The 24,646-nt window shown below is 69.6% G+C and carries 18 protein-coding genes and 1 pseudogene; 12 read left to right on the top strand and 7 right to left on the bottom strand.

Features of this window, described 5'->3' with window-relative positions; translation table 11 throughout:
- Positions 1-184: 184 nt before the first annotated feature.
- Genes MNO14_RS13025 through MNO14_RS13010 form a run of 4 tightly spaced genes read left to right on the top strand, consistent with a single transcriptional unit; the run spans position 185 to position 3,789 of the window.
- The gene (locus MNO14_RS13025) at positions 185-976 is read left to right on the top strand and encodes a 2-keto-4-pentenoate hydratase (protein ID WP_241946341.1); all 792 of its coding nucleotides are present in this window, start codon (positions 185-187) and stop codon (positions 974-976) included.
- The gene (locus MNO14_RS13020) at positions 973-1,965 is read left to right on the top strand and encodes a TRAP transporter substrate-binding protein (RefSeq protein WP_241944145.1); all 993 of its coding nucleotides are present in this window, start codon (positions 973-975) and stop codon (positions 1,963-1,965) included. Before MNO14_RS13025 ends, MNO14_RS13020 begins: the two co-directional genes overlap by 4 nt.
- A gap of 17 nt (positions 1,966-1,982) precedes the next feature.
- Positions 1,983-2,501, top strand: a complete 519-nt coding sequence (locus MNO14_RS13015) for a TRAP transporter small permease (protein WP_241944144.1) — start codon at positions 1,983-1,985, stop codon at positions 2,499-2,501.
- A 1-nt stretch (position 2,502) separates the two neighbouring features.
- Positions 2,503-3,789 (top strand): TRAP transporter large permease, encoded by a 1,287-nt coding sequence (locus MNO14_RS13010; protein WP_241944143.1) that lies wholly within the window; start codon positions 2,503-2,505, stop codon positions 3,787-3,789.
- Positions 3,790-3,857: 68 nt separating this feature from the next.
- Here MNO14_RS13010 and MNO14_RS13005 read toward each other — a convergent pair whose 3' ends face one another.
- Positions 3,858-4,727, bottom strand: a complete 870-nt coding sequence (locus tag MNO14_RS13005; protein ID WP_241944142.1) for a methylglyoxal synthase — start codon at positions 4,725-4,727, stop codon at positions 3,858-3,860.
- A 167-nt stretch (positions 4,728-4,894) separates the two neighbouring features.
- Between MNO14_RS13005 and MNO14_RS13000 the strand changes: the two genes are divergently transcribed.
- From MNO14_RS13000 to MNO14_RS12970, 7 genes are all read left to right on the top strand, one after another.
- The gene (locus MNO14_RS13000; protein ID WP_241944141.1) at positions 4,895-6,514 is read left to right on the top strand and encodes a family 43 glycosylhydrolase; all 1,620 of its coding nucleotides are present in this window, start codon (positions 4,895-4,897) and stop codon (positions 6,512-6,514) included.
- Between the two features lie 84 nt (positions 6,515-6,598).
- Positions 6,599-7,645 (top strand): LacI family DNA-binding transcriptional regulator, encoded by a 1,047-nt coding sequence (locus MNO14_RS12995; RefSeq protein WP_241944140.1) that lies wholly within the window; start codon positions 6,599-6,601, stop codon positions 7,643-7,645.
- A gap of 223 nt (positions 7,646-7,868) precedes the next feature.
- Positions 7,869-8,717, top strand: coding sequence for a 5-dehydro-4-deoxy-D-glucuronate isomerase (gene kduI / locus MNO14_RS12990; protein ID WP_241944139.1), 849 nt, complete (start codon positions 7,869-7,871; stop codon positions 8,715-8,717).
- A gap of 57 nt (positions 8,718-8,774) precedes the next feature.
- Positions 8,775-9,530: a 2-dehydro-3-deoxy-D-gluconate 5-dehydrogenase KduD gene (gene kduD, locus MNO14_RS12985; RefSeq protein WP_241944138.1), complete on the top strand. Its 756-nt coding sequence runs from the start codon at positions 8,775-8,777 to the stop codon at positions 9,528-9,530.
- Positions 9,531-9,607: 77 nt separating this feature from the next.
- Positions 9,608-10,246 (top strand): RpiB/LacA/LacB family sugar-phosphate isomerase, encoded by a 639-nt coding sequence (locus MNO14_RS12980; RefSeq protein ID WP_241944137.1) that lies wholly within the window; start codon positions 9,608-9,610, stop codon positions 10,244-10,246.
- 85 nt (positions 10,247-10,331) lie between these two features.
- A complete protein-coding gene (locus tag MNO14_RS12975; protein ID WP_241944136.1) occupies positions 10,332-11,444 on the top strand; it encodes a GDSL-type esterase/lipase family protein in 1,113 nt (370 codons plus the stop codon).
- A gap of 474 nt (positions 11,445-11,918) precedes the next feature.
- Complete coding sequence (locus MNO14_RS12970; RefSeq protein WP_241946340.1) at positions 11,919-12,695, top strand: SDR family oxidoreductase; 777 nt, start codon at positions 11,919-11,921, stop codon at positions 12,693-12,695.
- Positions 12,696-12,717: 22 nt separating this feature from the next.
- Here MNO14_RS12970 and MNO14_RS12965 read toward each other — a convergent pair whose 3' ends face one another.
- From MNO14_RS12965 to MNO14_RS16695, 3 genes and pseudogenes are all read right to left on the bottom strand, one after another.
- Positions 12,718-13,335, bottom strand: coding sequence for a DUF4124 domain-containing protein (locus MNO14_RS12965; protein ID WP_241944135.1), 618 nt, complete (start codon positions 13,333-13,335; stop codon positions 12,718-12,720).
- Positions 13,332-13,844, bottom strand: coding sequence for a hypothetical protein (locus tag MNO14_RS12960; RefSeq protein WP_241944134.1), 513 nt, complete (start codon positions 13,842-13,844; stop codon positions 13,332-13,334). The genes MNO14_RS12965 and MNO14_RS12960 overlap by 4 nt, the downstream gene beginning before the upstream one ends.
- 18 nt (positions 13,845-13,862) lie before the next feature.
- Positions 13,863-14,012 (bottom strand): annotated as a pseudogene (locus MNO14_RS16695) (DUF4124 domain-containing protein); the annotation flags it as partial.
- Between the two features lie 650 nt (positions 14,013-14,662).
- Here MNO14_RS16695 and MNO14_RS12955 point away from each other — a divergent pair.
- Positions 14,663-17,743 carry a TonB-dependent receptor gene (locus MNO14_RS12955; RefSeq protein WP_241944133.1) on the top strand — a complete coding sequence of 1,027 codons (3,081 nt, stop codon included), beginning with the start codon at positions 14,663-14,665 and terminating at the stop codon, positions 17,741-17,743.
- Between the two features lie 93 nt (positions 17,744-17,836).
- Here MNO14_RS12955 and MNO14_RS12950 read toward each other — a convergent pair whose 3' ends face one another.
- From MNO14_RS12950 to MNO14_RS12940, 3 genes are all read right to left on the bottom strand, one after another.
- Positions 17,837-19,330 carry an FAD-dependent oxidoreductase gene (locus MNO14_RS12950; protein WP_241944132.1) on the bottom strand — a complete coding sequence of 498 codons (1,494 nt, stop codon included), beginning with the start codon at positions 19,328-19,330 and terminating at the stop codon, positions 17,837-17,839.
- Positions 19,331-19,394: 64 nt separating this feature from the next.
- A complete protein-coding gene (gene gltB / locus MNO14_RS12945) occupies positions 19,395-23,852 on the bottom strand; it encodes a glutamate synthase large subunit (protein ID WP_241944131.1) in 4,458 nt (1,485 codons plus the stop codon).
- A gap of 207 nt (positions 23,853-24,059) precedes the next feature.
- The gene (locus MNO14_RS12940) at positions 24,060-24,629 is read right to left on the bottom strand and encodes a Sua5/YciO/YrdC/YwlC family protein (protein WP_241944130.1); all 570 of its coding nucleotides are present in this window, start codon (positions 24,627-24,629) and stop codon (positions 24,060-24,062) included.
- Between the last annotated feature and the right edge of the window lie 17 nt (positions 24,630-24,646).

The following is a 24,646-nucleotide window of genomic DNA, read 5'->3' as shown; positions in this document are numbered from 1 at the left end:
GGTGGGCATGGCGTGCGACGCGTTTTGCCGCACTGCACATTGAAGATGACACCGGTTTACCATACAAGACATCCCCAGCGGCCGCGATCTGCGGCGCAGCAATGACCAGGTCAGGAGATCGAGTTTGAACAACGGCACCGCGCATCCGACCGCGCAGGACGATCCTGCGGACCCGACCCAGGGCATCGTCGACGCCTTTGGGCACGCGCGTCGCAACGGCGCCGCGCTTCCCGACTTCCCGGGGGCCATTCCCGAGACGCTGGTCGACGCCTATGCCGTGCAGGACGCCGCGATCGCGGCCTGGCCCGATGCGGTGGTCGGCTGGAAGGTCGGCTACATCGCCGCCGAGCGGCGCGACGTCTCCGGCGACGACCGCCTGCTCGGCCCGATCTTCCGGCGCAACCTGCAGCAGGCGGGGCAGGCCACGCGCATCGCGGTGTTCGCCGGTGGCTTCGGTGCGATCGAGGCCGAATACGTGCTGCGTCTCGATGCCGATGCGCCGGCCGACAAGCTGGACTGGACGCCCGACGAAGCCGCCGCGCACCCGGCCACGTTGTTCATCGGGCTGGAGGTGGCCAGCAGCCCGCTGGCGACCATCAACGCGCTCGGCCCGCGCGTGGTGATCTCCGATTTCGGCAACAACAACGGCCTGGTCGTCGGCGGCGAGATCGCCGACTGGAGTGGCCTGAACGAGGCGCGCCTGCGCGTCGAGAGCCGGATCGATGGCGAGGTCGTGGGCAGCGGCGGTGCGACCACGCTGCCCGGCGGTCTGCGCGCGGCCTTCGCGTTCGCGCTGGCGCGCTCGGCGCGGCGCGGCCGTCCGCTGCGCCAGGGCGAGTTGATTGCGACCGGCAATGCCACCGGTATCCACGAGATCGCGCCCGGCCAGCGCGCCGAGGTGATCTTCGACGGCCACGGCACGATCACCGTCGAGGTCGAGGCCGCCGCGCCCCAGGCGCCGGGGACGGTCGCATGACCTCGCGTCGGCGCTTTCTGGCCGGGATGGGCGTGGTGTGCGCCGCGCCGTTGCTGCCCGCGGGCTTGCGTGCCGACGACGGCGCAACCGTGCTGACCGCCACCGACGTGCACGTCGCCGGCTATCCGACCGTCGAGGCGGTGAAGTGGATCGGCGAGACACTCGAGCGCGAGACCGGTGGCCGGGTGCGTCTGCGCCAGTACCACTCCGGTCAGCTGGGCCGCGAGGCCGAGGCGATCGACATGGCGCGTTTCGGCGCGATCGACATGACCCGCGTCTACGCCGGCGCGCTGAACAATGCCTTTCCGCTGACCACCGCGCTGTGCCTGCCGTACGCGTTCGATTCGGTCGCGCACCTGCGCCATGCGCTCGATGCGGGTGTGGCGCAGACCGTGCTCGACGGCTTCGGCAGCCGCGACCTGGTCGGGCTTGCGGTCTATGACAGCGGCGCACGCTGCTTCTACAACACGCGGCACGCGATCCGCACACCCGCCGATCTTCACGGCCTGAAGCTGCGCGTGGCCTCGTCGGACATGTTCATCGACCTGATGCGGCTGCTTGGCGCCAATCCCACGCCGATGTCGCTCGGCGACACGTTCTCGGGCATGGAGACGCACATGATCGACGGCGCCGAGAACAACATGCGCAGCTTCCATTCTAGCCGTCACTTCGAGGCGGCGCGGTTCTGGTCGCAGAGCGAACACTCCTATGCGCCGGATATCCTGCTGATCTCGCGTCGCTCGCTCGACGCGCTGGCGCCGGGCGATCGCGACCTGCTGATCGACACCGCGCGGGCCTCGGTGCCGGTGATGCGCCGCTTGTGGGATGCCTCGGAGGAGACCGCGCGCCAGGCCGTCCGCGATTACGGCATCGCGTTCAACGAGGTCGACATGGACGCGTTCCGCACCGCGGCCGCGCCGCTGCGCGAGCGCTACCTGCGCCAGCCCGAACTCCAGACCCTCTACCGTCGCATCCGCGACTTCGCCTGACACACGGGGACCCCGCGATGTCCGAAGCCTCGACTCTCCCACCGCTGGGCGCCGCCGGGCGCCTGCTCGAGCGGATCGCCCAACTCGCCATCGCCATCGCCGCCACCGCCCTGTTCGGGCTGGTCGTCGTGCAGGGCTGGCAGGTGTTTGCCCGCTATGTGATCAACGATTCGCCCAGTTGGACCGAGCCGGTCACGTTGCTGCTGCTGAGCACCGCGATGAGTCTGGGCGCGGCCGCCGGCGTGCACACCAACCGGCACTTCGGCTTCTACCTGCTGCACGACCACGTGCGCCCGGCGGTCAAGCGCGGCATCGACCTGCTGGTGCCGCTGGTGATCGTCGCGATCGGCGCGGTCATCGCCTGGTGGGGGGCGCTGCTGCTGCTCGATGGGCTGCACATCAAGGCCGCCGGCGCGGCGATGCCGCAGAGCATCAACTACCTGCCGCTGTCGATCGGCGGCGCGCTGATGGTGATCTTCGCGCTCAACCGTTTCGCATTGGCGCTGCATCCGCGCGTCGAAGAGGAGGTCCACTGACATGGCGATCGCGATCCTGTTCATCGTCTTCGCCGTATTGCTGGTGCTCGGCGTTCCGGTCGCGTTCGCGCTGGCCGCCGCCGCGCTGGCGACGCTGGTGTACCTGGACCTGCCGTCGATCGTGCTCGTGCAGCAGATCTCGGCCGGCACCGGCTCGGCCTCGCTGATCGCCATTCCGTTGTTCATCTTCGCCGGCGAGATCATGATGCGCGGCGGCATCTCCGAGCGATTGATCGCACTGGCTTCGTCGCTGGTCGGGCGCATGCGCGGCGGCCTGGGCCAGGTGTCGATCCTCTCGTCGCTGTTCTTCGGCGGCGTCTCGGGCTCGGCGATCGCCGACGTCTCGGCGGTCGGCGGCACGATGATTCCGCAGATGGTCAAGCGCGGTTACGACCGGGACTTCGCGGTCAACGTCAGCATCACCGCCGCGCTGGTCGCGTTGCTGGTGCCGCCTTCGCACAACCTGATCCTGTTCTCGGCCGCCGCGGGCGGCGGGCTGTCGATCGCCGACCTGTTCGCGGCGGGTATCGTGCCGGCGCTGCTGATGACGCTGGCGCTGATGATCACCGGCTATCTGGTCGCGCGGCGCCGCGGCTACGGCGTGGAGATCTTCCCCGGCTGGCGTGCGGTGCTGCTGCGCACGGTGTCGGCGCTGCCGGGCCTGGGCCTGGTCGCATTGATCTTCGTCGGCATCCGCGCCGGCATCTTCACCGCGGTCGAGAGTGCGGCGATTGCCGTGGTCTACGCATTGCTGGTGACGATCGTGCTGTATCGCCAGTTGCGTGTGCGCGAGTTCGTGGAAACGATCACCCATGCCGCGCGCAGCACTGGCGTGATCCTGTTCGTGATCGCGACCGCGTCGGTGTTCGGCTGGCTGCTGGCCTATCTCCAGGTGCCCAGTGCCGCGGTGGAGTTCCTGCAGTCGTTCGCGCACAGCAAGCTGGCGGTGCTGCTGATGATCGTGCTGATGCTGCTGTTGCTCGGTACGTTCATGGACCTGGCCCCGCTGATCCTGATCTGCACGCCGATCTTCCTGCCGGTAGCGCGCGCCTACGGCATCGACCCGATCCATTTCGGCCTGGTGCTGGTGCTCACCGGCGGCCTGGGCCTGGTCACGCCGCCGGTCGGCTCGGTGCTGTTCATCGGGACGGCGATCGGCAAGATCACCGTCGGGCAGAGCATGCGCACGATCTGGCCGTTCTGGTTCGCCGGCTTGGGTGTGCTGTTGATCGTGACCCTGTTCCCCAGCCTGTCGCTGTGGCTGCCGGCGGTGCTGCGCGCCGGTTAAGGCGCGCAATGGGGCCCGCCATCGCGCATTGGCGTTGGCGGACGGTCAAAATTCGTCTCTGACCCCGGTTAAGGGGGTGTGCGTTTTTCGGCGGCCTGGGCCCAACGCTCGGCGACCTGCGGCGAGGTCAGGCAGGCGACGTCGTCGGTGACCGTGGTCACCGCACGTTCGAGCAACTGGATGTCGGCCTCGTGCTGGCGTGCGACGTGCGGGTCCTCGAAGAAGATCGCGCGCCGGCACTGGCGGTCGAGCACCAGGTCGGCGATCTGCGCGTCGCCGCCGAGCGGGCCGCTGTTGAACCGCTGCGCCCAGGCCTCGCCGACCGGCCAGCCGCGGCGCCAGGCCAGTTCGTTGAGGCGCTGGCCGGTGGTGCCGGTGGCCACACGGGTGCGAAAGCGCGACAGCAGTTCGAAATGGCGGTCGGCGAAGTCGAGCATCTGCGGCTTCATCGCGTCGTGGGCGATCAGCGCGACAGTCTGAGTCTCGAATGCGTGCAGGTCGTCGGCGCCGGGATCGGGCGGCAGGCCGGCATGGAGGCGTTCGCTCTCGATCCAGTCGCGCGCCGAGGCCACGGTCGACAGGAACGGCTTGCCCTGGATCACGCACTGACGCTTGAGCGCGACCGCCTCGGGGAAGATCGACGAGGGGTCCACCGGGTCGATCAGATAGACCACGCCGTCGAGCGTGCGGCCGTCGCCCAGCCCGACGACTTCGGCGACCAGCTTCATCAGGCCACCTTCGCGACCATAGGGATACCGCTGCATGCGCGCGTGACCGTCGAGCGCGCCGTGACCGGCGATCGCATCGAAGGTGCGGCCGACGATGTGCAGCGCAATGTCCAGTTCGCGAATGCCCGCGCCACTGGCCTTGAGCCAGCGGAACAGGGCGGCGTCGCGGTCGGCATGGTGGCGTCGATTGGCGGCGAGTCCGAGTCGCATGGCAGGTGTGGGCAGCGGCGGGAGGTGTGCACGCTAGCACGCGCTGCGCGCTCTGCCGCATTGCGGAATGCGTGCGCGCGATGGCTCTGCTACGGTCGGTTGACCATCGGTGTCATCTTTTTTCGCGGGCGTGTTGGCGCCTCGCCCCTTTTCTCAAGGAGATGCGCATGCCTTCGCGCCGTTCCCCGCGGCTAGCCGCCGTCTGTGTGGCCGGGCTGTTGCTGGCCGCCAGCGTCACCGCCGCGCCGCCCATCCCCTCCACCGCGCCCGCCAGCCAGGCCTGGGCGCGCGGCATCGAGCACCAGCGCAAGGCGGACCTGGGCGACGGCACGTTCCTCAATCCGGTGTTCGCCGGCGACCGGCCCGACCCGTCGGTACTCAAGGATGGCGAGGACTATTACCTCACGCTGTCCTCGTTCGACGCCTATCCCGGCCTGCCGCTCTGGCATTCGCGCGATCTGGTCAACTGGCAGCCGCTGGGCCATGCGATCACGCAGAATGTCGGTTCGATCTGGGCGCCGGACATCGTCAAACACGACGGCCGCTACTACATCTATTTCCCGGCCCGCACCGGCGGCACCGAGGGCGCGGAACGCAGCAATTACGTGGTCTGGGCCGACGACATCCGTGGGCCGTGGAGCGAGCCGGTCGAGATCGGCCTGGGCCGCTATATCGATCCGGGACATGCGGTCGGCGAGGACGGCAAGCGCTACCTGTTCCTGAGCGGCGGCGATTACGTGCAGCTGGCCGACGACGGCCTGTCGGTGGTCGGCGAGCCGCGGCACGTCTACGACGGCTGGCAGTACCCGCCGGACTGGGATGTCGAGGCCTACGCGCAGGAGGGCCCGAAGATCCACAAGCGCGGCGACTGGTTCTACATGACCACCGCGGTCGGCGGCACCGCCGGTCCGCCGACCGGGCATATGGTGATCACTGCGCGCTCTCGCTCGATCCACGGACCGTGGGAGAACTCGCCGTACAACCCGATCGTGCGCACGGTCGATCGCAGCGAGCCGTGGTGGTCGCGCGGCCATGCGACCGTGGTCGAGGGCACCGATGATCGCTGGTGGATGATCTACCACGGCTACGAGAACGGATACTGGACCCTCGGCCGACAGGCACTGCTTGAGCCGATCGAATGGACCGACGACGGCTGGTTCGTGGCCCGCGGCGGCGACCTGGGCCAGCCTTTGGCCAAGCCGGCCGGCAGTTCGGTCGGCGAGCATGGCCTGGCGCTGTCGGACGATTTCCGCAGCGGCCGCCTGGGTCACCAGTGGGCGTTCTTCGATCCGGCGCCCGACGAGTACGCGCGGTTGCGCTTCGGCGACGGCACGCTGACCGTGCAGGGCAAGGGCCGCACGCCGCGCGATGCGTCGCCGCTGACGCTGATCGCCGGCGACAAGGCCTACCAGTTCGAGGTCGAAATGGAGATCGAGCCCGGCGCGATCGGCGGGGCGCTGCTGTTCTACAGCGACCGGCTGTATGTGGGCGTGGGCAGTAACGGCGAACGGATGGTGATGCACCGCTACGGACTGGAGCGTCCCAGCGGCGGGCTGCCGGCGGGCCAGGGCGGCCGGCTGTGGCTGCGGGTGACCAACGACCGCCACATCGTCACCATCCACACCAGCGCCGATGGCCGCAGCTGGGAGCAGTATCCGGTGCAGATGGAGGTCTCGGGCTATCACCACAACGTCGCCGGCGGCTTCCTGGCGCTCAAGCCCGCGCTCTATGCTGCCGGTCAGGGCCAGGTCCATTTCCGCGACTTCCGCTTCCGGGCCCTGGACTGAATACGGCCGGGGCGCGGACGGCGGCCTCGCACAACTGCCGCTAGAATGGAAACCGCACGACAACCGGCCCCTGGGGGACCACGGATGCCCACAGAGAACAAGACGATCCGGGGCGGCGGCACGATGCCGCGCGCGGCCACGATCAACGACATCGCCCGCCTGGCAGGGGTCTCGAAGAAGACCGTCTCGCGCATCATTAACCACTCGCCGCTGGTGCGGCAGGACACGCGCGAGAAAGTCGAGGCGCTGATGCGCGAGGTCGGCTACGTGCCCGATCCGCTGGCGCGCGGCCTGGCGTTCCGCCGCTCGTTCCTGATCGGCATGGTCTACGACAATCCGACCGCGCAGTTCATCGTCAACATGCAGTACGGCGCGCTCGACACCCTGCGCGACTCGGGCTACGAACTGGTCGTCCATCCCTGCGACAGCCGCAGCCCGAACTACATCGACGGCGTGCGCCGGTTCGTGCAGCAGCAGAAGCTGCACGGGGTGATGCTGGTGCCGCGCGTGTCCGAGGACCAGGCGCTGGCCGACATGCTGGCCGAGACCGGCTGCCGCTACGTGCGCATCGCTGCGGTGTCGATGGACGCGCCCGAGCGCATGGTTGTCACCCACGACCACGACGGCGCGGCCGAAGTCGCCGACTATCTGCAGTCGCTGGGACATCGCGACATCGCGATGATCACAGGTCCCCGCGACTACCGCTCCTCGATCGAGCGTTCGACCGGGTTCGTCTCCGCACTCGAGCGTCGCGGCGTGGCGATGCCCAAGTCCCGGATCGTCGAGGCCGGCTACACGTTCGAATCGGGCGTGGCCGCGGCCGAGAAGCTGCTCGGCGCGAAGAAGCGGCCGACAGCGATCTTCTGCGGCAACGACGAGATGGCTGCCGGCGTCTACCGCGTGGCGATGCGCGCGGGCATCAGCATTCCCCGGCAGCTGTCGGTGGTCGGCTACGATGACAGCCCGCTGGCTTCCCGGCTGTGGCCGCCGTTGACCTCGGTGCGCCGCGACACCCGCGACACCGGCCGGATCTCGGCGGCCATGCTGCTCCAATCCGAGGGCGCACCACGCCCGTTGGCGAGCGTCCGACCGCACCTGGTGGTCCGCGACTCCTGCCAGCCGCCGGACTGAAGGCGCCGGCCGGTTTCGCTGCAGGCCGAGGGTGCCGCGTTGTCGTGGCACCCGCCGACCACTCGGGCGCGATGCGCCTTGCCACGTACGCCCGGCGGGACCGACCGCCGCGCGTGCACCCTCCGCAAAGACGCGACCAAGCGCTTTGCCGCGGCGCGGTATGACACCGGTTACCGAAAGGCCTAGAATGCCCGTTCCCGACGTTCCGCCGCTCGGAGCCGCCATGTACCAGAAGACCTACCACGCGACCCATCCGGGCGTGATGCAGGGCATCGATAACGACGCGCTGCGCGATCTGTACCTGATCGATGGCCTGTTCGCCGACGATGCGATCCGCCTGAGCTACACGCATTACGAGCGCTTCGTGATCGGCGGTGCGTCGCCGGTCTCCGACCCGCTGTCGCTGCCCGTGCAGACCGAACCCGCATCCGCGGCGGGTCGGCCGTTCCTGGAACGGCGCGAGTTGGGCGTGGTCAACGTCGGCGCCGGGCCGGGCACCGTGACCGTCGACGGCAGCGCGTACGCGCTCTCGCCCAAGGATGGCCTGTACGTGCCGATGGGCAGCGTCGAGGTGGTGTTCGCGTCCGACGATGCGGCCACGCCGGCGAAGTTCTATCTGGCGTCCACGCCGGCGCACGCGCGCTTCGAAACCAAGAAGATCTCGATCGCCGAGGCGGTGCCGCTCGAGCGCGGATCGCTTGCGACCAGCAACGAGCGCACGATCTACCAGTACATCGTGCCGGCCACGTGCGCGTCCTCGCAGTTGCTGCTGGGCCTGACGATCCTCAAGCCGGGCAGCGTCTGGAACACGATGCCGCCGCACCTGCACGACCGGCGCAGCGAGGTCTATTTCTACTTCGATCTGGGCGCCGACGACCGCGTCTACCACTTCATGGGCGAACCGCACGCGCAGCGCCACATCGTGGTGGCCGACGGCGAGGCCGTGGTGTCGCCGCCATGGTCGATCCACATGGGCGCCGGCACCTCGAACTACTGCTTCATCTGGGCCATGGGCGGCGAGAACCTCGACTACACCGATATGCACGTGCTCGACATCTGCCAGCTTAAGTGACGTTCCCGCCGCGCTGCGCGCGGCATCTTCGCCATCGCTCCACAGGAGAGTTCCACCATGACGAATCCGTTCAGCCTCGAAGGCAAGGTCGCGCTGGTCACCGGCGCCAACACCGGTCTGGGGCAGGGCATCGCACTGGCGCTCGCGCAGGCCGGCGCCGACATCGCCGCCGCCGGCATCCAGCCGCCGAGCGAAACGCAGGCCAAGGTCGAAGCCCTGGGCCGGCGCTTCGTCGCCATCGAGGCGAACCTGATCAGCATCGAGCCGGTCGACCGCATCGTGCGCGAAACGCTCGACGGCCTGGGCCGCCTCGACGTGCTGGTCAACAATGCCGGACTGATCCGCCGCGCCGACGCGGTCGACTTCAGCGAGCAGGACTGGGACGACGTGATGAACGTCAATATCAAGTCTGCGTTCTTCCTGTCACAGGCCGCCGGCCGCCACTTCATCGCCAACGGCGGCGGCAAGATCATCAACATCGCCTCGATGCTGTCGTTCCAGGGTGGCATCCGCGTGCCGTCCTACACCGCCAGCAAGTCCGGCATCGCCGGCATCACCCGGTTGCTGGCCAACGAGTGGGCCGGCAAGCACATCAACATCAACGCCATCGCGCCCGGCTACATGGCGACCGACAACACTGCGCAGCTGCGCGCCGACCAGGCCCGCAACCAGGCGATCCTCGAGCGCATTCCCGCCGGCCGCTGGGGCGAGCCCTCGGACCTGGGCGGGGCCGCGGTGTTCTTGGCCAGCCGCGCCTCGGACTACGTCAACGGCGCGGTGATCCCGGTCGACGGCGGCTGGCTGGCGCGCTGATCCGCTTCGCTTTTTTTCCGCGGGTCGTCACTACGGTGGGCCCGCGTTCCCCTTCGAACACGCAAGAGAGACACGCAATGAAGATCGCTTTGATGCAGGAATTCAGCCAGGCCGCGAAGAACCCGGTCGTGCTGGAACAACTGACGACGGTGGCCGGCGAGCAGGGCCACACCGTCTTCAACGTCGGCATGGACGGCGACAACGACCACCGTCTGACCTACATCCATTTGGGGATCTGCGCCGCGCTGCTGCTCAACGCCAAGGCGGTCGACTTCGTCGTCGCCGGCTGCGGCACCGGTCAGGGCGCGATGATGTCGCTCAATGCCTGGCCCGGCGTCTACTGCGGCTACTGCATCGAGCCGACCGACGCGTTCCTGTTCGCGCAGGTCAACAATGGCAACGCGCTGGCGCTGCCGTTCGCCAAGGGCTACGGCTGGGGCGCGGAGATCAACATCCGCTACATCTTCGAGAAGGCCTTCGCCGGCGAGCGCGGTCAGGGCTACCCGGCCGAGCGCAAGGCGTCGCAGATGACCAACGCCGGCATCCTGGCCCAGGTCAAGCAGGGCGCGTCGAAGGACTTCGTCGAGGGCCTGAAGGCGATCGACCAGGACCTGGTCAAGCAGGCCGTGGGCGGCGCGCGCTTCCAGAAGGCGTTCTTCGACAACGCGCAGGACGCGGCCATCGTCGCCTACGTCAAGGGCGTGCTGGGCCAGTAAGCCCCGGTCGCTGTACGACGCAGGCCGCCGCCCGAATGCGGCGGCCTGCGGGTCGATCCGGAATGCCACGCGGAGCGTCGCCACGATGAAACGTCTGTTGTCGCTGCTGTGCCTGGGGGCCGTGGGCACGGCGTTCGCCGCCTCGCCCGCACCGCATCGCATCTTCATCGCCGGCGATTCGACCGCGGCGGCCTACGGCCCCGAGCGGGCGCCGCAGGCCGGTTGGGGTCAGGCGCTGCCGCGCTGGATCGCCGACGGCTGGGAGGTGCGCAATCACGCGATGGGGGGCCGCAGCACCCGCAGCTTCATCGACGAAGGCCGGCTGGATGCGATCGCCAGCGAGCTCGGCGCCGGCGACGTGCTGCTGATCCAGTTCGGCCACAACGATGCCAAGCGCGAAGACCCGACGCGCTACACCGATCCGGCGACCGACTACCCGCGCTTGCTCCAGCGCTACATCGACGCGGCACGCGATCAGGGCGCCACGCCGATCCTGATCACCCCGGTCGCGCGCCTGCTCTACGACTTCCGTTCGCTGATCGACACGCATGGCCGCTACACGCTGGCGATGCAGGCGCTGGCGGCCCGCGAGGGCGTGGCGCTGATCGATCTCGATGCCGCGTCCAGCGACTGGATCCGTGCCCACGGCGAAGACGGCGCCAAGCCCTACTTCATGCACGTGCCGGCGCAGGGCAAGGCCGACGGCACCCATTTCAGCGAGGCCGGTGCCGACGCGGTCGCCTGCCTCGTCGCTGCCGGCTGGCGCGAGCTCGATGCCGACGCGCCGGTCAAGCCTGTCACTGCGGCCGACTGCAACGCGTTGCCTGCGCCGCCGTCGGCATCGGTGTCGCCGTCGGTCGTCGTGCAAGAGCGCGACATCGCGATCGAACAGCCCGGTCCGCACGAAGGCGCCGGCACCACCACGGCCTATCCGTTCTTCAGTGATGCCACCGGCCTGGACCTGGTGTTCCGCAAGCGCGCGCTGCACCCGGGCGCGACCATCGGCGATCACGTCAACGACAAGGACGAGATCTACTACGTGCTGTCGGGGCGCGGTCGGCTGGTGCTCGGCGACACGGTGCGTGAGGTCGGCCCGGGCGATGCGATCCTGACCCGCGACGGCGACCGCCACGCGCTCGACCAGATCGGCGACGAGGACCTGGTGATCTTCATCGTCTACCGGCCGGTGCGACGCTGAGGGATTGCGAGGGAAAGCGCGCGCCCCCACCCGACGCGCGTGACGCGTCGACCTCTCCCGCAGGCGGAGGCGGTGAGATCGCGGCGCACCCAATCGCCGCGCCCCGCCACGCCCCAAGCCGGCGGGGCCGGCGTCGACCTCCTCAGGTGCGGGGGCGGTGAGATCGCGGCGTACCAAGTCGCCGTGCTGCACCGCTCCTTCCCCCGTAGAACGGGGGAAGGCTGGGATGGGGGCGCCCCTCGCATCAACGCGTCGGGGCCGCGCGTGGCTCGGTGGGTTTCTCGGTGGGCGCGTCCGGCGGCGGGGTGCAGGCGGCGAGGGCGAGCAGCAGTGCCGCCGCCCAGGTCGTCCAACGGAGGTGGCGTACGCCGTGGCGCGCAAACGCGATAGTGCGATGGAACGACAGCATCGTGGCGGTCTCCCCGATGGCAGGCTCGACGGTATCCTACGCGCAGTCGAATCGAGGACATGTCGATGGATCCGCAGCGCTGGCGCCTGGACGGCCAACTTGCCCTGGTGACTGGCGGCAGTGCCGGCATCGGACGGGCGATCACCCGCGAACTGGCCGGATTCGGTGCCACGGTGCTGATCGTGGGCCGCAACGGCGACGCGCTCGAGGCCACGCGCGAGGAGTTGCTGGAGGAACTCCCGCAGGCCGACATCCGCGCGCTGATCGCCGATGTCGTCGACGAGGAGCAGCGCGGCGAGATCCTCGACTGGGTCGAGGACCAGGGCGAAGGCTTGAACATCCTGGTCAACAATGCTGGTGGCAACGTGCCGCGCGCGGCGACCGAGTACGGCGAGGACGAGTGGCGCGAGATCTTCGAGATCAACGTGTTCAGTGCGTTCGAACTCACCCGTCTGGCGCATCCGCTGCTCACCCGCCACGCCAGCTCCAGCGTGGTCAATGTCGGCAGTGTGTCGGGCATCACCCACGTGCGCACCGGCGTGGTCTACGGCATGAGCAAGGCGGCGCTGCACCAGATGACGCGCAATCTCGCGGCCGAATGGGCCGAGGATGGGGTGCGCGTCAACGCGGTGGCACCCTGGTACATCCGCACCCGACGCACCTCCGGGCCGCTGGCCGATCCCGACTATCTCGACGAAGTGCTGCTGCGCACGCCGATGGGGCGCATCGGCGAGCCGGAGGAAGTGGCGGCGGCGGTCGCCTTCCTGTGTCTGCCGGCGGCGGGCTACATCACCGGTGAATGCATCGCCGTCGACGGCGGGTTCCTGCGCTACGGGTTCTGAGGGTGGAGGCGAGCCGCTGGCGTCAGGGCGCGTCCGCCGCGCACGCGCTTCCGTCCCAGGTCGCACGCATCCGCTCAAAGGCCTGCCGCAGCGCCGGGCTGCTCGCGCTGTCGGCGTAGCGCCAGCGGAACTCCGCTTCGTGCAGCCGGGCCTGCCAGGCGTCACACAGCGCATCGGCGGCGACCGCCTCGCAGCTGTCCTCGACCCGCTCGCAGGCCTGGCCGGCGCCGAGGCCCGGCAGGCCGCCGATACCGACGGTCTGCAGCGGCCGGCAGCGCGTGGGCGGGGTGGCGTCCTCGCGCCAGTCGATGGTGCCGTCGTAGCTGCGACAGGCGTACAGCGGTGGCAACGGAGCGCGCACGGCCGGCGGCTCGGCGGCGACGTCCGGGGGCGTGCGCGGCGCCTGTGGGGGCGTCGCTGCCGGTGCCGGGCGTGCGGGCGGGATGTAGGCGGGCAGGGGCGCCGCGATCTCGACCACGCGCCGTTGTTGTTGTTGTCCGGGCGCGCAGGGACGGCCATTCTGGAACGTCACCGCGCCGTCGGCATCGGTGCAGCGGTAGATGACGGTGTCGGCGGCGGCCGTGTCGGCGGCCACGGCCGACAGCAGTAGCGCCACGGCCGTGAGCAGGCCGCGCGTCATCGGTCGCAGTCCTGGCCGAGGCGGGCGTTGATCGTGGTCTCCTCACCGCGCAGGCGCGCGCGTTCGCTGGGCTGGGCGTTGAAGAACCGGCGCCGGATCTCTTCGCGGCGCTCGGCCAGCAGGCTGCAGACTTCGGCCTGCGGCAACGGGCTGCACTCGTCGCGGATCCAGGTGCCGGCCCCGCCGTCACCACCGCGCCACCCTCGCCGCGTGCCCGCATCGATGTCCACGTCCAACCGGCCGCCGCCGTGACCGGCCTCGACGCCGATCCGGGTCGAGGGGCCACGCCGCGGGGGCGCGTACCCCAGTGTCCACAGCGGCACCCAGCGCGGATTGCCTGCCGACGAATCGCTGGTGTACGTGCTGCCGTCCGGACGCACGCAGCGGTACATCGGTTGCGGTGGTCGGACAACCACGACCTGCGGCGGCGCCGCGGCGGCTGCCGGTTCGGTCGAAGGCGCCGGCCGCGGCGGTCGCGGCGCGGGCGCGGCATCGACCGGACGGGTCATGGTGCGGACCTCCTGGCGATGGCCGTCGGTACACGGCGAATCGCGCAGCGCAACCTGTCCGCGCGCATCGGTGCACCGGTACACGACGACGTCATCGTGGGCCGCCGCCGGGGGCCCTGCGGCGATCAGGCATGCGGTCAGAACGAGGAAGCTCGGGACGCGGCGCATGCCGCCATGATGCGACGACTGGCGGCCGGGCGAAACCCGGTGGGGCGGGCACTCGGACGGCATCGATGATCCGCTCGCTGCTGCCCTGGCGGCCTGCGACATCGCGCAGACGATCACGCCGACGCTACGGCAGCCGCGACAGCGGGTCGCAGGGCAGGGGCACGTCGCCGCAATCCGCGGATCGCGCTTCGCCCATGTCCAGGCACCGGCTGCGATTCACGGCGTTGCCGACCCATGGACGCAGTTCGAGCGCAGGATTACGATGCGCGCCGGATCGTGACCTCCATCTGCTTTGCGCGGACGAGGCTACGGTCCCCGGCGTTCGTCGCGACGCGCCCCAGCGCGCCACGGCCTGTGCGATCGGTGGAGACCGGTCCGGCCTGGAGCGACTGCGAAGATGCATCGCTCTGTCCCGCGATGTCCTTGGCGTCTGGCACGCCGGCAGGTGCAGGTCCGCGACACCCGCTGCTGCGCGCAGCGCACGTCGCGCGCCGGCGGCCGGCCTGCCGTGGCGCGGATTGTGTCCTGTTCCGACAGGCGCCGGCCCTGGACCGGCGCGTGCCCGCGCATGGACGCGCCGTTGTGCTGTGCGTTCCACATTGTCCCGATCGTCTTCCACTCACCAAAGAAAGCCCCCTGGAGGGGATGTCATGAACGCAACCCGTTCGCCCCGCGTGCCCCAACCCGCCCTGCTGGCCTGTGCGCTGGCCGCCTGTCTGGCGATTGCTGCGCCCGCCTTCGCCCAATCCACCAGCGCCACGCTCCGCGGCCAGGTGCGTTCGGCCGAAGCTGGCACCACGGTGACCGCGACCAACGTCGCCACCGGCGCGGTGCGCCGCGTGCAGACCAATGCCAGTGGCGCCTACACGCTGGTCGGCCTGCCGCCGGGCACCTATCGCGTCGACGCCGGCGGTCCGCCGCAGACGGTGACGTTGTCGGTGGCCTCGACCGCGACGCTCGACATCCAGGCGGCCGCCGACGGTGTGCCCGCAGACGGTCCGGTCACCGACATCGGCGGCGTCACCGTGACCGCGCCGTTGCTGCGCGACGTGCGCACGTCCGAGGTCGGCAACACGATCTCGCTGCGCCAGATCCAGCAGCTGCCGCAGGCCACGCGCAACTTCCTTGAGTTCGCCGACACCGTGCCGGGCATGCAGTTCAAGATCGACGCCCAGGGCCGCGCCACGCTGCGCGCCGGCGCGACCAACACCAGCTCGTCGAATCTCTACATCGACGGCGTCAGCCAGAAGAGTTACGTCCAGCAGGGCGGTGTGGCCGGTCAGAACGAGAGTCCGGGCAACCCGTTCCCGCAGCTCGCGATCGGCGAGTACAAGGTCATCACCTCCAACTACAAGGCCGAGTACGGCCAGGTCAGCGGCGCGGCGATCACTGCCGCCACGCGCTCGGGCACCAATACGTTCGAAGGCGAGATGTTCTATCGCTACACCAACGAGCGTATGCGCGCCAAGCGACCCGATGAGACCGACAAGGACGACTCGCAGGTCAAGGAGTACGGCTTCGCGTTCGGCGGTCCGATCATCGAGGACCGCATGCACTTCTTCGTCGCCTACGAAGGCAAGGAGAACGTCTACGCGCGTTCGGTGCAGCCCGAGGCCGCATCCGGGGACGCCTACCTGCGCCTGCCCGAGAACCTGCGCAGCTACTACGGTGCGACCACGCTGCCGTTCGAGGAAGACCTGTACTTCGCCAAGCTCAGCTGGGACATCGGCGACAACGATCGCCTGGAACTGAGTGGTCAGTACCGCGACGAGGACGTGATCGGCAACGTTGGCGGCGTCAGCACGCCAGAGCATGGCGATGCGCGCATCAATGAGGACAAGCGGGTCAACCTCAAGTGGATGCACTATGGCCAGCGCTTCTACAACGAGCTGATCGTCAGCACCCAGGATTCGCAGAACTCCAAGACCCCGGTCTCGTTCGGCAACGGCGCCATCTACAAGGTGATCGACCGCCGCGAGCCGCTGACCGAGGCCACGCTGCTGCAACTCGGCCCGGCCAGCGGCTTCAGTCTGCAGTCGCAGCGCCAGAAGGGCTGGTCATTGCAGAACGACCTGACCTTCAACAGCTTCGAGTTAAAGGGCGACCACACCGTCAAGGTGGGCGTGAACTATCGCGACATCGAGCTGGAGTCGAGCGACGGCGAGCCGCTGAATCCGCAGTTCTCGTGGGAGTTCGATCCGGCCACCGGCCAGATCGCCGCGCAGCCCTACCGCGTGGAGTTCATCGCGCCGTTTGCGACGCCGGGCCTGACGCCGCGCGTGGAAACGTCCGCCAAGCAGTACGGCTTCTACATCCAGGACGACTGGCAGGTGAACCCGCACCTGATGCTGAACTTCGGTGTGCGCTGGGATTACGAGGACGTGCCGGCCTACACTGACCACGTCACCCCGAAGGCCTTCGTCGACGCGCTCTACGCCGCCGATCCGCAGAACCCGGGCCAGCGCTGGGTCGATCGCTGGATCAACGGCGGCATCGACGCGATCAACCCGCTCGATTACATCAGCACCGGCAGCAACCGCAAGAACTTCAAGGACGCCTGGGCACCGCGCTTCGGCTTCTCCTACGATCTGGGCGCCGACGAGCGTCACGTGATCCACGGCGGTGCCGGCCGGTCCTACGACCGCAACCTGTTCCGCGACCTCGCGTTCGAGCGCCACAAGGGCTCGATCTCCTCGGTGCGCCTGGAGTTCGCCGATCCGACGACCGGCGAGTGCGTAGCGATCACCGGTTCGCGCTGCGTTGCCTGGGACCCGGCCTACCTCGGTGGCGCGGACGTGCTCGCCGGTATCACCGGCTCGCGCGATGCCGCCGAGGCATTCATGCTCAACAACCGGCTCAAAACGCCGTATAGCGACCAGTTCAGCCTGGGCATGAGCAACCAGGTCGGCGAATGGCTGACCGACGTCACCGTGCAGCGGATCCTCGCCCGCGACGGCTTCGGCTACACGCTCGGCAACCGCTATCCCGACGGCGCGTTCTTCAGCCCCGACGGCAGCCCGCCGTGGGGCGCGTCGGACCGCGTGCCCCCGGGCTTCGGCGGTGTGATCCTGGGCGACAACGGCGTCGAGCAGCGCAGCACGCAGATCCTGCTCGCAGCCGATAAGCCGTACACGAAGGAATCGGGCTGGGGCGCCAACATCGCCTACACCCACACCCAGGCGCGCCAGAACAGCCGCAACAACGACAGCCAGTTCGACTACTTCGACAAGGCGCGGCTGCAGTACTTCCCGTTCGTGAAGTCCAGCAATCAGCCCAAGCATCGCTTCACCGCCTCGGCCTCGGTCGACGGGCCGTGGGGCGTGACCTACGGGGCCAAGCTGGTGCTCGAGACCGCCAACCCGATCAACACAGTGGCCTGCTACGGCGTCGAAGGTTGGGACGGTTCGACCTGCCAACTCGTCGGCTTCGTGCCGCCGGGCAACGGCAAGTTCCTCGTCGGCGGCGACATCTGGAGCTATCGCACCGTGGATCTGCAGGCGACCAAGGAGTTCGTGCTGGGCGGCGACACGCGGCTGACCGCGCGCGTGAACCTGCTCAATGCGTTCAACTTCAAGAACTATGACAGCTACGTCTACGGTGGCCCCGATGGCGGCCGCGACTATTTCGGCCAGGACGGCCAGCTCGACACCGGCTACGTGTCGGTGAATCGCAATGGCGGGATCTTCTACTTCCCGCGCACGCTGACGGTGGAAGTCGGGCTGAAGTTCTGAGCCGACGCCACATCGACGCAAAATGAAACGGGGCCTTCGGGCCCCGTTCTGCGTTGCGGCCCACCGCCCGCGCACGCCGCGCGTCGGGTTTGTTCAGATCGCGTCGAGCGCGGCCCGCGTCGTGTCGCCGGCCTGCCGGCGCAGCATGCGGGCGATGCTCGCCGCTGCGTCGCGGCCTTCCTGGACCGCGGTGACCACCAGGTCGGCGCCGCGTACCGCATCGCCGCCGGCGAACACCCGGTCGTGCGCGGTCTGGTACGGCAACCGGCGCTCGCCGCCGACGCGGATGCGCCCGCTGCCCGGTGCCTGCGCGGCGACGCCATGCGGGTCGAGCCAGGCCGGCACGGCCGGCGAAAAGCCGAAGGCGATGATCACGATGTCCGCGGCCAGCGTCGATTCGCTACCTGCGATCGGGACTGCGGCGCGGCGGCCGTTCGCGTCCGGATCGCCGAGTCGGGTCTCGACCATGCGGACCCCGGCTGCGTTGCCGTCCGCATCGGCTTCGATCGCCAGCGGCTGGCGGTTGAACAAAAAGCGCACGCCTTCCTCGCGGGCGTTGGCGACCTCGCGCGCCGAACCGGGCATGTTGGCCTCGTCGCGGCGGTAGGCGCAGGTGACACTGGCCGCGCCCAGACGGACCGCCGACCGCACGCAGTCCATGCCGGTGTCGCCGCCGCCGAGCACGACTACGCGCTTGCCGGTCAGTTTCGGCAGCGTGAGTGTGTCCTCCCAGCCGGCGATCGGCCGGCCCCAGGTGTCGCCGCCGGTGACCAGGCGGCCGTTGTGCACCAGGAACGGCAGCGCCGGCAGCACGCCCGGCAGGTCCTGGCCGGCCAGACCGCCATCGGTGTAGCGATAGGCGCCGGTGCCCAGGAACACCGCATCGAAGTCTTCCAGTAGCGTGTCGAGTGCGACGTCCCGTCCGATCTCGACGCCGAGCCGGAACGTCACGCCCATGCCTTCGAGCACCGCGCGCCGGGTGGCGATGACCGACTTGTCGAGTTTGAAGCTGGGGATGCCGAACTGCAGCAGCCCACCGATCTGCTCGTAGCGGTCGAACACCACCGCCTCGATGCCCGCGCGCACCAGTCTGTCCGCGCAGGCCAGCCCCGCGGGGCCGGCCCCGATCACCGCGACTCGCCGGCCGGTGGCCACGACCTTCGACAGGTCCGGCCGCCAGCCTTGGGCGAATGCGGTATCGACGATGTACTTCTCGACCGCGCCAATGGTTACCGCGCCGAAGCCGTCGTTGAGCGTGCACGCGCCCTCGCACAGCCGGTCCTGCGGACACACGCGGCCGCACATCTCCGGCAGCGGGTTGGTCTCGTGGCACAGCGCCGCGGCCTCGTGCACGCGGCCTTCCTGCACCAGCTTCAGCCAGTTGGGGATGTAGTTGTGCACCGGGCACTTGGCTTCGCAGTACGGGTTGCCGCAGTCCAGGCAGCGATCGGCCTGGTGCGCGGCCTCGCTCGGCCCGAAATCGCCGTAGAGCTCGTTCCAGTCGCCGGCCGTGCGCAGCGCCAGCGGCACTTTGCCCGGCATCTCGCGCGGCTCCTTGAGGAACCGGAACACATCGCGCTTGGTCATGACGTGGACTCCGTTGCGCGAGGCGCGAAGCAGAGCTTGGAGACGGGGATGCGCAGCATAGGTCTCATGCCGCCCGCCTCAGGTCCTCGGCCAGCGCCGCCAGGCTCGCGGCCTTGGGCTTGACCAGCCAGAACTTGCCGACGAAGTCGCGGAACTCATCGAGGATCCGCGCGCTCCAGGCGCTGCCGGTCAGCCGGGCGTGGGTCTCGATCATGTCGCGCAGGTGCGAGCGGTAGTTGTCGAAGGCCTCGGGCGTGACGCGCAGGATGTCGATCAGCTCGTGGTTGTAGCGATCGACGAAGTCGCGGTCGAGATCGAGCACGTAGGCGATGCCACCGGTGAAGCCGGCGCCGAAGTTCAGGCCGATGCGCCCCAGGACGGCGACCGCGCCACCGGTCATGTACTCGCAACAGTGGTCGCCGGCGCCTTCGATCACCGCCACCGCGCCGGAGTTGCGCACGCCGAAGCGTTCGCCCGCGCGGCCCGCGGCATACAGCTCGCCCCCGGTCGCGCCGTACAGGCAGGTATTGCCCAGGATCGGCGTGAGCCGCGACTCGAATGCGCTGCCGGCCGGCGGACGCAATACGATCCGGCCGCCGGCCATGCCCTTGCCGACGTAGTCGTTGGCTTCGCCCTCGAGCTCGAGATGCAGACCGCCGGCATTGAACGCGCCCAGGCTCTGGCCTGCGGTGCCGCGCAGACGCAGCGTGATCGGCCGGTCGGCCATGCCGGTGTTGCCGTGCACGCGCGCGATCGCGCCCGACAGGCGCGTGCCGATGCTGCGGTCGGTGTTGCGGATCTCGAAGTCGTAGCTGCCACCGTCGCCGCGTGCGATCGCCTTGGACACGCGCGCCTCCAGCGCGGCCGCCAGACCGTCGGGCGGCGCCTGCAGCGCCGGCGCGCCGCAATAGCCCAGCGGCTTGTCGGGATCGCGGCGCAGCAGCATCGACAGGTCGATGTCGACGTGGTCGCGGGTGCGGCGTAGATGCTGCTCGAGCAGGTCGGTGCGGCCAACGATCTCGTCGAGTGAGCGCGCGCCTAGCGCCGCCAGGTGCTCGCGCACGTCCTCGGCGACATTGCGGAAGAACGCCTCCACGCGCTCGGGCAGACCCTTGTAGTGCTGCTCGCGCAGGCGCGGGTCCTGCGTCGCCACGCCGGTGGCGCAGTTGTTGAGGTGGCAGATGCGCAGGTACTTGCAGCCCAGCGCGATCATCGGCGCGGTGCCGAAGCCGAACGTGTCGGCGCCCAGCAGTGCGGCCTTGATCACGTCCAGCCCGGTTTTGAGCCCACCGTCGGTCTGCAGCAACACGCGGTCGCGCATGTCGTTGAACTGCAGCGCCTGGCGCGCCTCCGACAGGCCCAGCTCCCACGGCGCGCCGGCGTAGCGGATCGAGCCCAGCGGGCTGGCGCCGGTGCCGCCGTCGTGGCCGGAGATCGTGATCAGGTCGGCGCCGGCCTTGACCACGCCGGCAGCGATCGTGCCCACGCCTGCGTGGCTGACCAGCTTGACCGAGATCAGCGCCTGCGGGTTGACCTGGCGCAGGTCGAAGATCAGCTGCGCCAGGTCCTCGATCGAGTAGATGTCGTGATGCGGCGGCGGCGAGATCAGGCCGATGCCTGGCTTGGCGTAACGCAGGCGCGCGATCAGCGCGTCGACCTTGCTGCCCGGCAGCTGACCGCCCTCGCCGGGCTTGGCGCCCTGCGCGACCTTGATCTGCAGCACCTCAGCGTTGATCAGGTATTCGGGCGTCACGCCGAAACGGCCCGAGGCGATCTGCTTGATCTTGCTGCGCCGCTCGCTGCCGTAGCGCGCCGGGTCTTCGCCGCCCTCGCCGGAATTGCTGCGCCCGCCCAGCCGGTTCATCGCGATCGCCAGCGCTTCGTGCGCCTCGGGCGACAGTGCGCCCAGGCTCATCGCCGCCGAGTCGAACCGGCGCACGATCGCCGAGACCGGCTCGACTTCGTCGAGTGGCACCGGCGCGTCCGCTGCGCGCGGGCGCAGCAGGTCGCGCAGCGCGGCCGGCGGCCGGGTGTCGACAAAGCCCGAGTAGCGGCGCCAGTCCTCGCGCGCGCCGGTGGCGACCGCGCGCTGCAGCGCCTGTACCACGTCGGGATTGAACTGGTGGTACTCGCCGCCGTGCACGTAGTGCAGCAGGCCGCCGGGTTCGGGCAGCGCGGTGTCGTCCCAGCCTTGCGCGGCGAGCGCCCAGGCATCGGCTTCCAGGCGCGCGAAGCCGGCGCCGCCGATGCGCGACGGCGTGCCTTCGAAGCACAGTGCGACGACATCGGCGTCGAGCCCGACGATCTCGAACAGCTGCGCGCCGCGATAGCTGGCGATGCTGCCGATGCCCATCTTCGACAGGATCTTCAGCAGGCCCTTGCGCACGCCGCGGCGGTAGCTGCGACCCAACTGCAGCATCTCGTCGCCGCTCTGGGTCGGAATCACGCCGCGCCGCGCCAGCCCGTGCAGGGTCTGGTAGGCGAGATAGGGATAGACCGCGGTCGCGCCGAAGCCGATCAGGCAGGCGAAATGATGGGGATCGCGCGCGGTGCCGGTTTCCACCAGCAGATTGGCGTCGCAGCGCAGGCCCACGCGCACCAGGTGCAGGTGGATTGCACCGGTCGCCAGCAGCGCGTGCACCGGCGCGGTGCCGCGCTTGGGATAACGATCGCTCAGCAGCAGAATCTCCACGCCCTCGCGCACCGCCGCCTCGGCCTCCGCGCATAGCCGGTGCAGGGCGGCCTCGAGTGTTTCGTCCTGCCCGAAGTACAGGTGCAGCAGCCGGTTGGCGTGTTCGAAGCGCGGCAGCGCGAGCAATTGCCGCAGCTTGCGCTGCGAGAGCACCGGCGAGTTCAGCAGCACGTGGTGCACATTCTCGGCGCGGTCGAGAAACAGGTTGCCCTCGCGTCCGATCTGCGTCGACAGAGTCATGACCCCGCCCTCGCGCAGCGGATCGATCGGCGGGTTGGTGACCTGTGCGAATGCCTGGCGGAAGCCGTCGTAGAGCGGGCGCACGCGCTGGCTGATCGCGGCCATCGGCACGTCGTCGCCCATCGAGCCGATGCCTTCCTGCTCGGTCTGCGCCAGCGGCCGCAGCACCGATTCCTGTTCCTCGCGGGTGAGCTGGAACAGCTTCTGGAATGCCAGCAGGGTGTCGGCCGGGAAGGGTTCTGCGGCCAGCGCCGGGTCGATCAGTTCGGTGTGCAGGTAGCTCATGCCGCGTTTGAGCCATTGCTTGTACGGCGCGCGCGCGCGGTTGACCGCGTCGATCGCGTCGTTGTCGAGCAACATCCCGGCGGCCAGATCGATCGCGATCATCTCGCCGGGCCCGAGCTTGCCCTTGGCCTTGACCCGTTCGGGCGCGACGTCCCACACGCCGGTCTCGGAGGCGATCACGAAGATGCCGTCGTGCGACAGCGTCCAGCGCGCCGGGCGCAGGCCGTTGCGGTCGAGGGTGCAGGCCGCGTACCGGCCGTCGCACATCACCACGCCGGCCGGGCCGTCCCACGGCTCGGAATTGATCGCGTAGTACTCGTAGAACGCGGCCAGATCCGCGTCCTTGTACTCCAGCGACTGGGTCGCCGGCGGCATCAGGATGCGCATCGCCTGCAGCAGGTCCATGCCGCCGAGCAGCAGCCACTCGAGCATGTTGTCGAGGGTTTGGGAATCGGAGCCGTGCATTGTGACCGGCGCGTCGAACTCGCCGATGTCGAGCAATGGCGATGCCCAGACCCCGCGGCGCGCCTGCGCCCAGCGCCGATTGCCTTCGATGCTGTTGATCTCGCCGTTATGCGCCAGCCGGCGGAACGGATGCGCCAGCGGCCAGCGCGGCAGTGTGTTGGTCGAAAAGCGCTGGTGGAACACCACCGTCACCGCGGCCAGATCCGGCCGGGCCAGGTCCGGGAACAATTGGGTGAGATGGCGCGGCAGCACCATGCCCTTGTAGCCGAGCAGCCCTGGGGTCAGGCCGACGACGTAGAAGTCGGCGACGTCATGCAGCGCCTGTTCGGCGCGACGCCGCGCCAGGTACAGCGCGCGCTCGAATGCCGGCGCATCGTCGCCATCGGCCTCGACGAACACCTGCGCCACGTGCGGCAGCGACGACAGCGCCAGCGCGCCGAGCGCGGCGGTGTCGAGCGGGACGTCGCGCCAGCCGAGCGTGCGCACGTTCAGCGCCGCCAGCTGCGCGGACAGGGTGTCGCGGCACTGCGCCGCCGCCGTCGCGTCGTGCGGCAGGAACACCATGCCGGCCGCGAGTCGAGGGCCGGTGACGACGAAGCCACTCTCGGCCGCGAGCGTGCGCACGAAGGCCTCGACGCCGACCAGCAACACGCCGCAGCCGTCGCCCGAGAGGCCATCGGCGGCGATGCCGCCGCGATGCGCCATGCGTGACAGCGCCTGCAGCGCACCGTCCACGATCTCGCGCGAGGCCTCGCCGCCGATCGTGGAGATCAGGCCGAAGCCACAGGCGTCGCGTTCGTCAGCGGGGTCGTACAGACCGCGCACCGGGGATTCCCGCATCGTCGTCATTGCCGTCCGGTCAGGGGAGCAGAGCCGGCGTGGGGATCGGAGCGTGTGGGGGTCTCGCAACGCGTCCACGTCGGGCCACCGACTAGAGCATAGTTTGTGCAGTGCGGCAATACGCCATTCGCGGCGCTTCAGACGTTTCCGATGCAACCATCGCAACGCAGCGCCAGCACCGGCCTGCGCTGGTCCTGGCGGCGGCCGTCAGCCGCGGAGCACGCGGCCGGTGGCGGCGTCGCGGATCGTCGACGGTTCGCGTCGTCCGCCGGTCTCCCCGGCGGCGACGCCGTCGATCTGCGCCAGCAACCGCGGGTCGAGCGCGGTGGCTGCATGTACGGCCGGTTCGCCCGAGAGGTTGGCGCTGGTCGACACCAGCGGCCCGCCGAAGGCGGCGCACAGCGCGACGACGCCGGGATGGGCGCTGACGCGCACCGCGATGCCGGCATGGGCGCCGGTCAGCCAGGCCGGAACACTGGGCAGCGCCGGCACGATCCAGGTGTGCGGGCCCGGCCAGACGGCGTGCACCGCATCCTGGCGACTTGTCTCGAGCGCAGACCAGTCGACGATGCCTGCCAGCTGCGTCGTGGCGCCGGCGATCAGGATGACGCCCTTGTCGACCGGCCGGCGCTTGATCTCGAGCACGCGCTGGACGGCGGCCGCGTCGAACGGGTCGCAGCCCAGCCCCCACACGCCTTCGGTGGGGTAGGCGATCACGCCGCCGCGCGCGAGCACGGCGGCCGCGGCGGCGATGTCCAGGCGCGCGATGGCGGACATGCGCGAGGCCGACCGCG

Source organism: Luteimonas sp. S4-F44 (assembly GCF_022637415.1).
In the GTDB taxonomy this organism is placed as follows: Bacteria; Pseudomonadota; Gammaproteobacteria; order Xanthomonadales; family Xanthomonadaceae; genus Luteimonas.
This window is presented reverse-complemented; position numbering and strand designations above follow the sequence as displayed.

Bases quoted from the DNA above. Each gene is read 5' to 3' on its own strand.
- MNO14_RS13020 (WP_241944145.1), top strand. From the start codon at position 973: ATGACCTCGCGTCGGCGCTTTCTGGCCGGGATGGGCGTGGTGTGCGCC.
- MNO14_RS13015 (WP_241944144.1), top strand. From the start codon at position 1,983: ATGTCCGAAGCCTCGACTCTCCCACCGCTGGGCGCCGCCGGGCGCCTG.
- MNO14_RS13010 (WP_241944143.1), top strand. From the start codon at position 2,503: ATGGCGATCGCGATCCTGTTCATCGTCTTCGCCGTATTGCTGGTGCTC.
- MNO14_RS13005 (WP_241944142.1), bottom strand. From the start codon at position 4,727: ATGCGACTCGGACTCGCCGCCAATCGACGCCACCATGCCGACCGCGAC.
- MNO14_RS13000 (WP_241944141.1), top strand. From the start codon at position 4,895: ATGCCTTCGCGCCGTTCCCCGCGGCTAGCCGCCGTCTGTGTGGCCGGG.
- MNO14_RS12995 (WP_241944140.1), top strand. From the start codon at position 6,599: ATGCCCACAGAGAACAAGACGATCCGGGGCGGCGGCACGATGCCGCGC.
- kduI (WP_241944139.1), top strand. From the start codon at position 7,869: ATGTACCAGAAGACCTACCACGCGACCCATCCGGGCGTGATGCAGGGC.
- kduD (WP_241944138.1), top strand. From the start codon at position 8,775: ATGACGAATCCGTTCAGCCTCGAAGGCAAGGTCGCGCTGGTCACCGGC.
- MNO14_RS12980 (WP_241944137.1), top strand. From the start codon at position 9,608: ATGAAGATCGCTTTGATGCAGGAATTCAGCCAGGCCGCGAAGAACCCG.
- MNO14_RS12975 (WP_241944136.1), top strand. From the start codon at position 10,332: ATGAAACGTCTGTTGTCGCTGCTGTGCCTGGGGGCCGTGGGCACGGCG.
- MNO14_RS12970 (WP_241946340.1), top strand. From the start codon at position 11,919: ATGGATCCGCAGCGCTGGCGCCTGGACGGCCAACTTGCCCTGGTGACT.
- MNO14_RS12965 (WP_241944135.1), bottom strand. From the start codon at position 13,335: ATGACGCGCGGCCTGCTCACGGCCGTGGCGCTACTGCTGTCGGCCGTG.
- MNO14_RS12960 (WP_241944134.1), bottom strand. From the start codon at position 13,844: ATGACCCGTCCGGTCGATGCCGCGCCCGCGCCGCGACCGCCGCGGCCG.
- MNO14_RS12955 (WP_241944133.1), top strand. From the start codon at position 14,663: ATGAACGCAACCCGTTCGCCCCGCGTGCCCCAACCCGCCCTGCTGGCC.
- MNO14_RS12950 (WP_241944132.1), bottom strand. From the start codon at position 19,330: ATGACCAAGCGCGATGTGTTCCGGTTCCTCAAGGAGCCGCGCGAGATG.
- gltB (WP_241944131.1), bottom strand. From the start codon at position 23,852: ATGCGGGAATCCCCGGTGCGCGGTCTGTACGACCCCGCTGACGAACGC.
- MNO14_RS12940 (WP_241944130.1), bottom strand. From the start codon at position 24,629: ATGTCCGCCATCGCGCGCCTGGACATCGCCGCCGCGGCCGCCGTGCTC.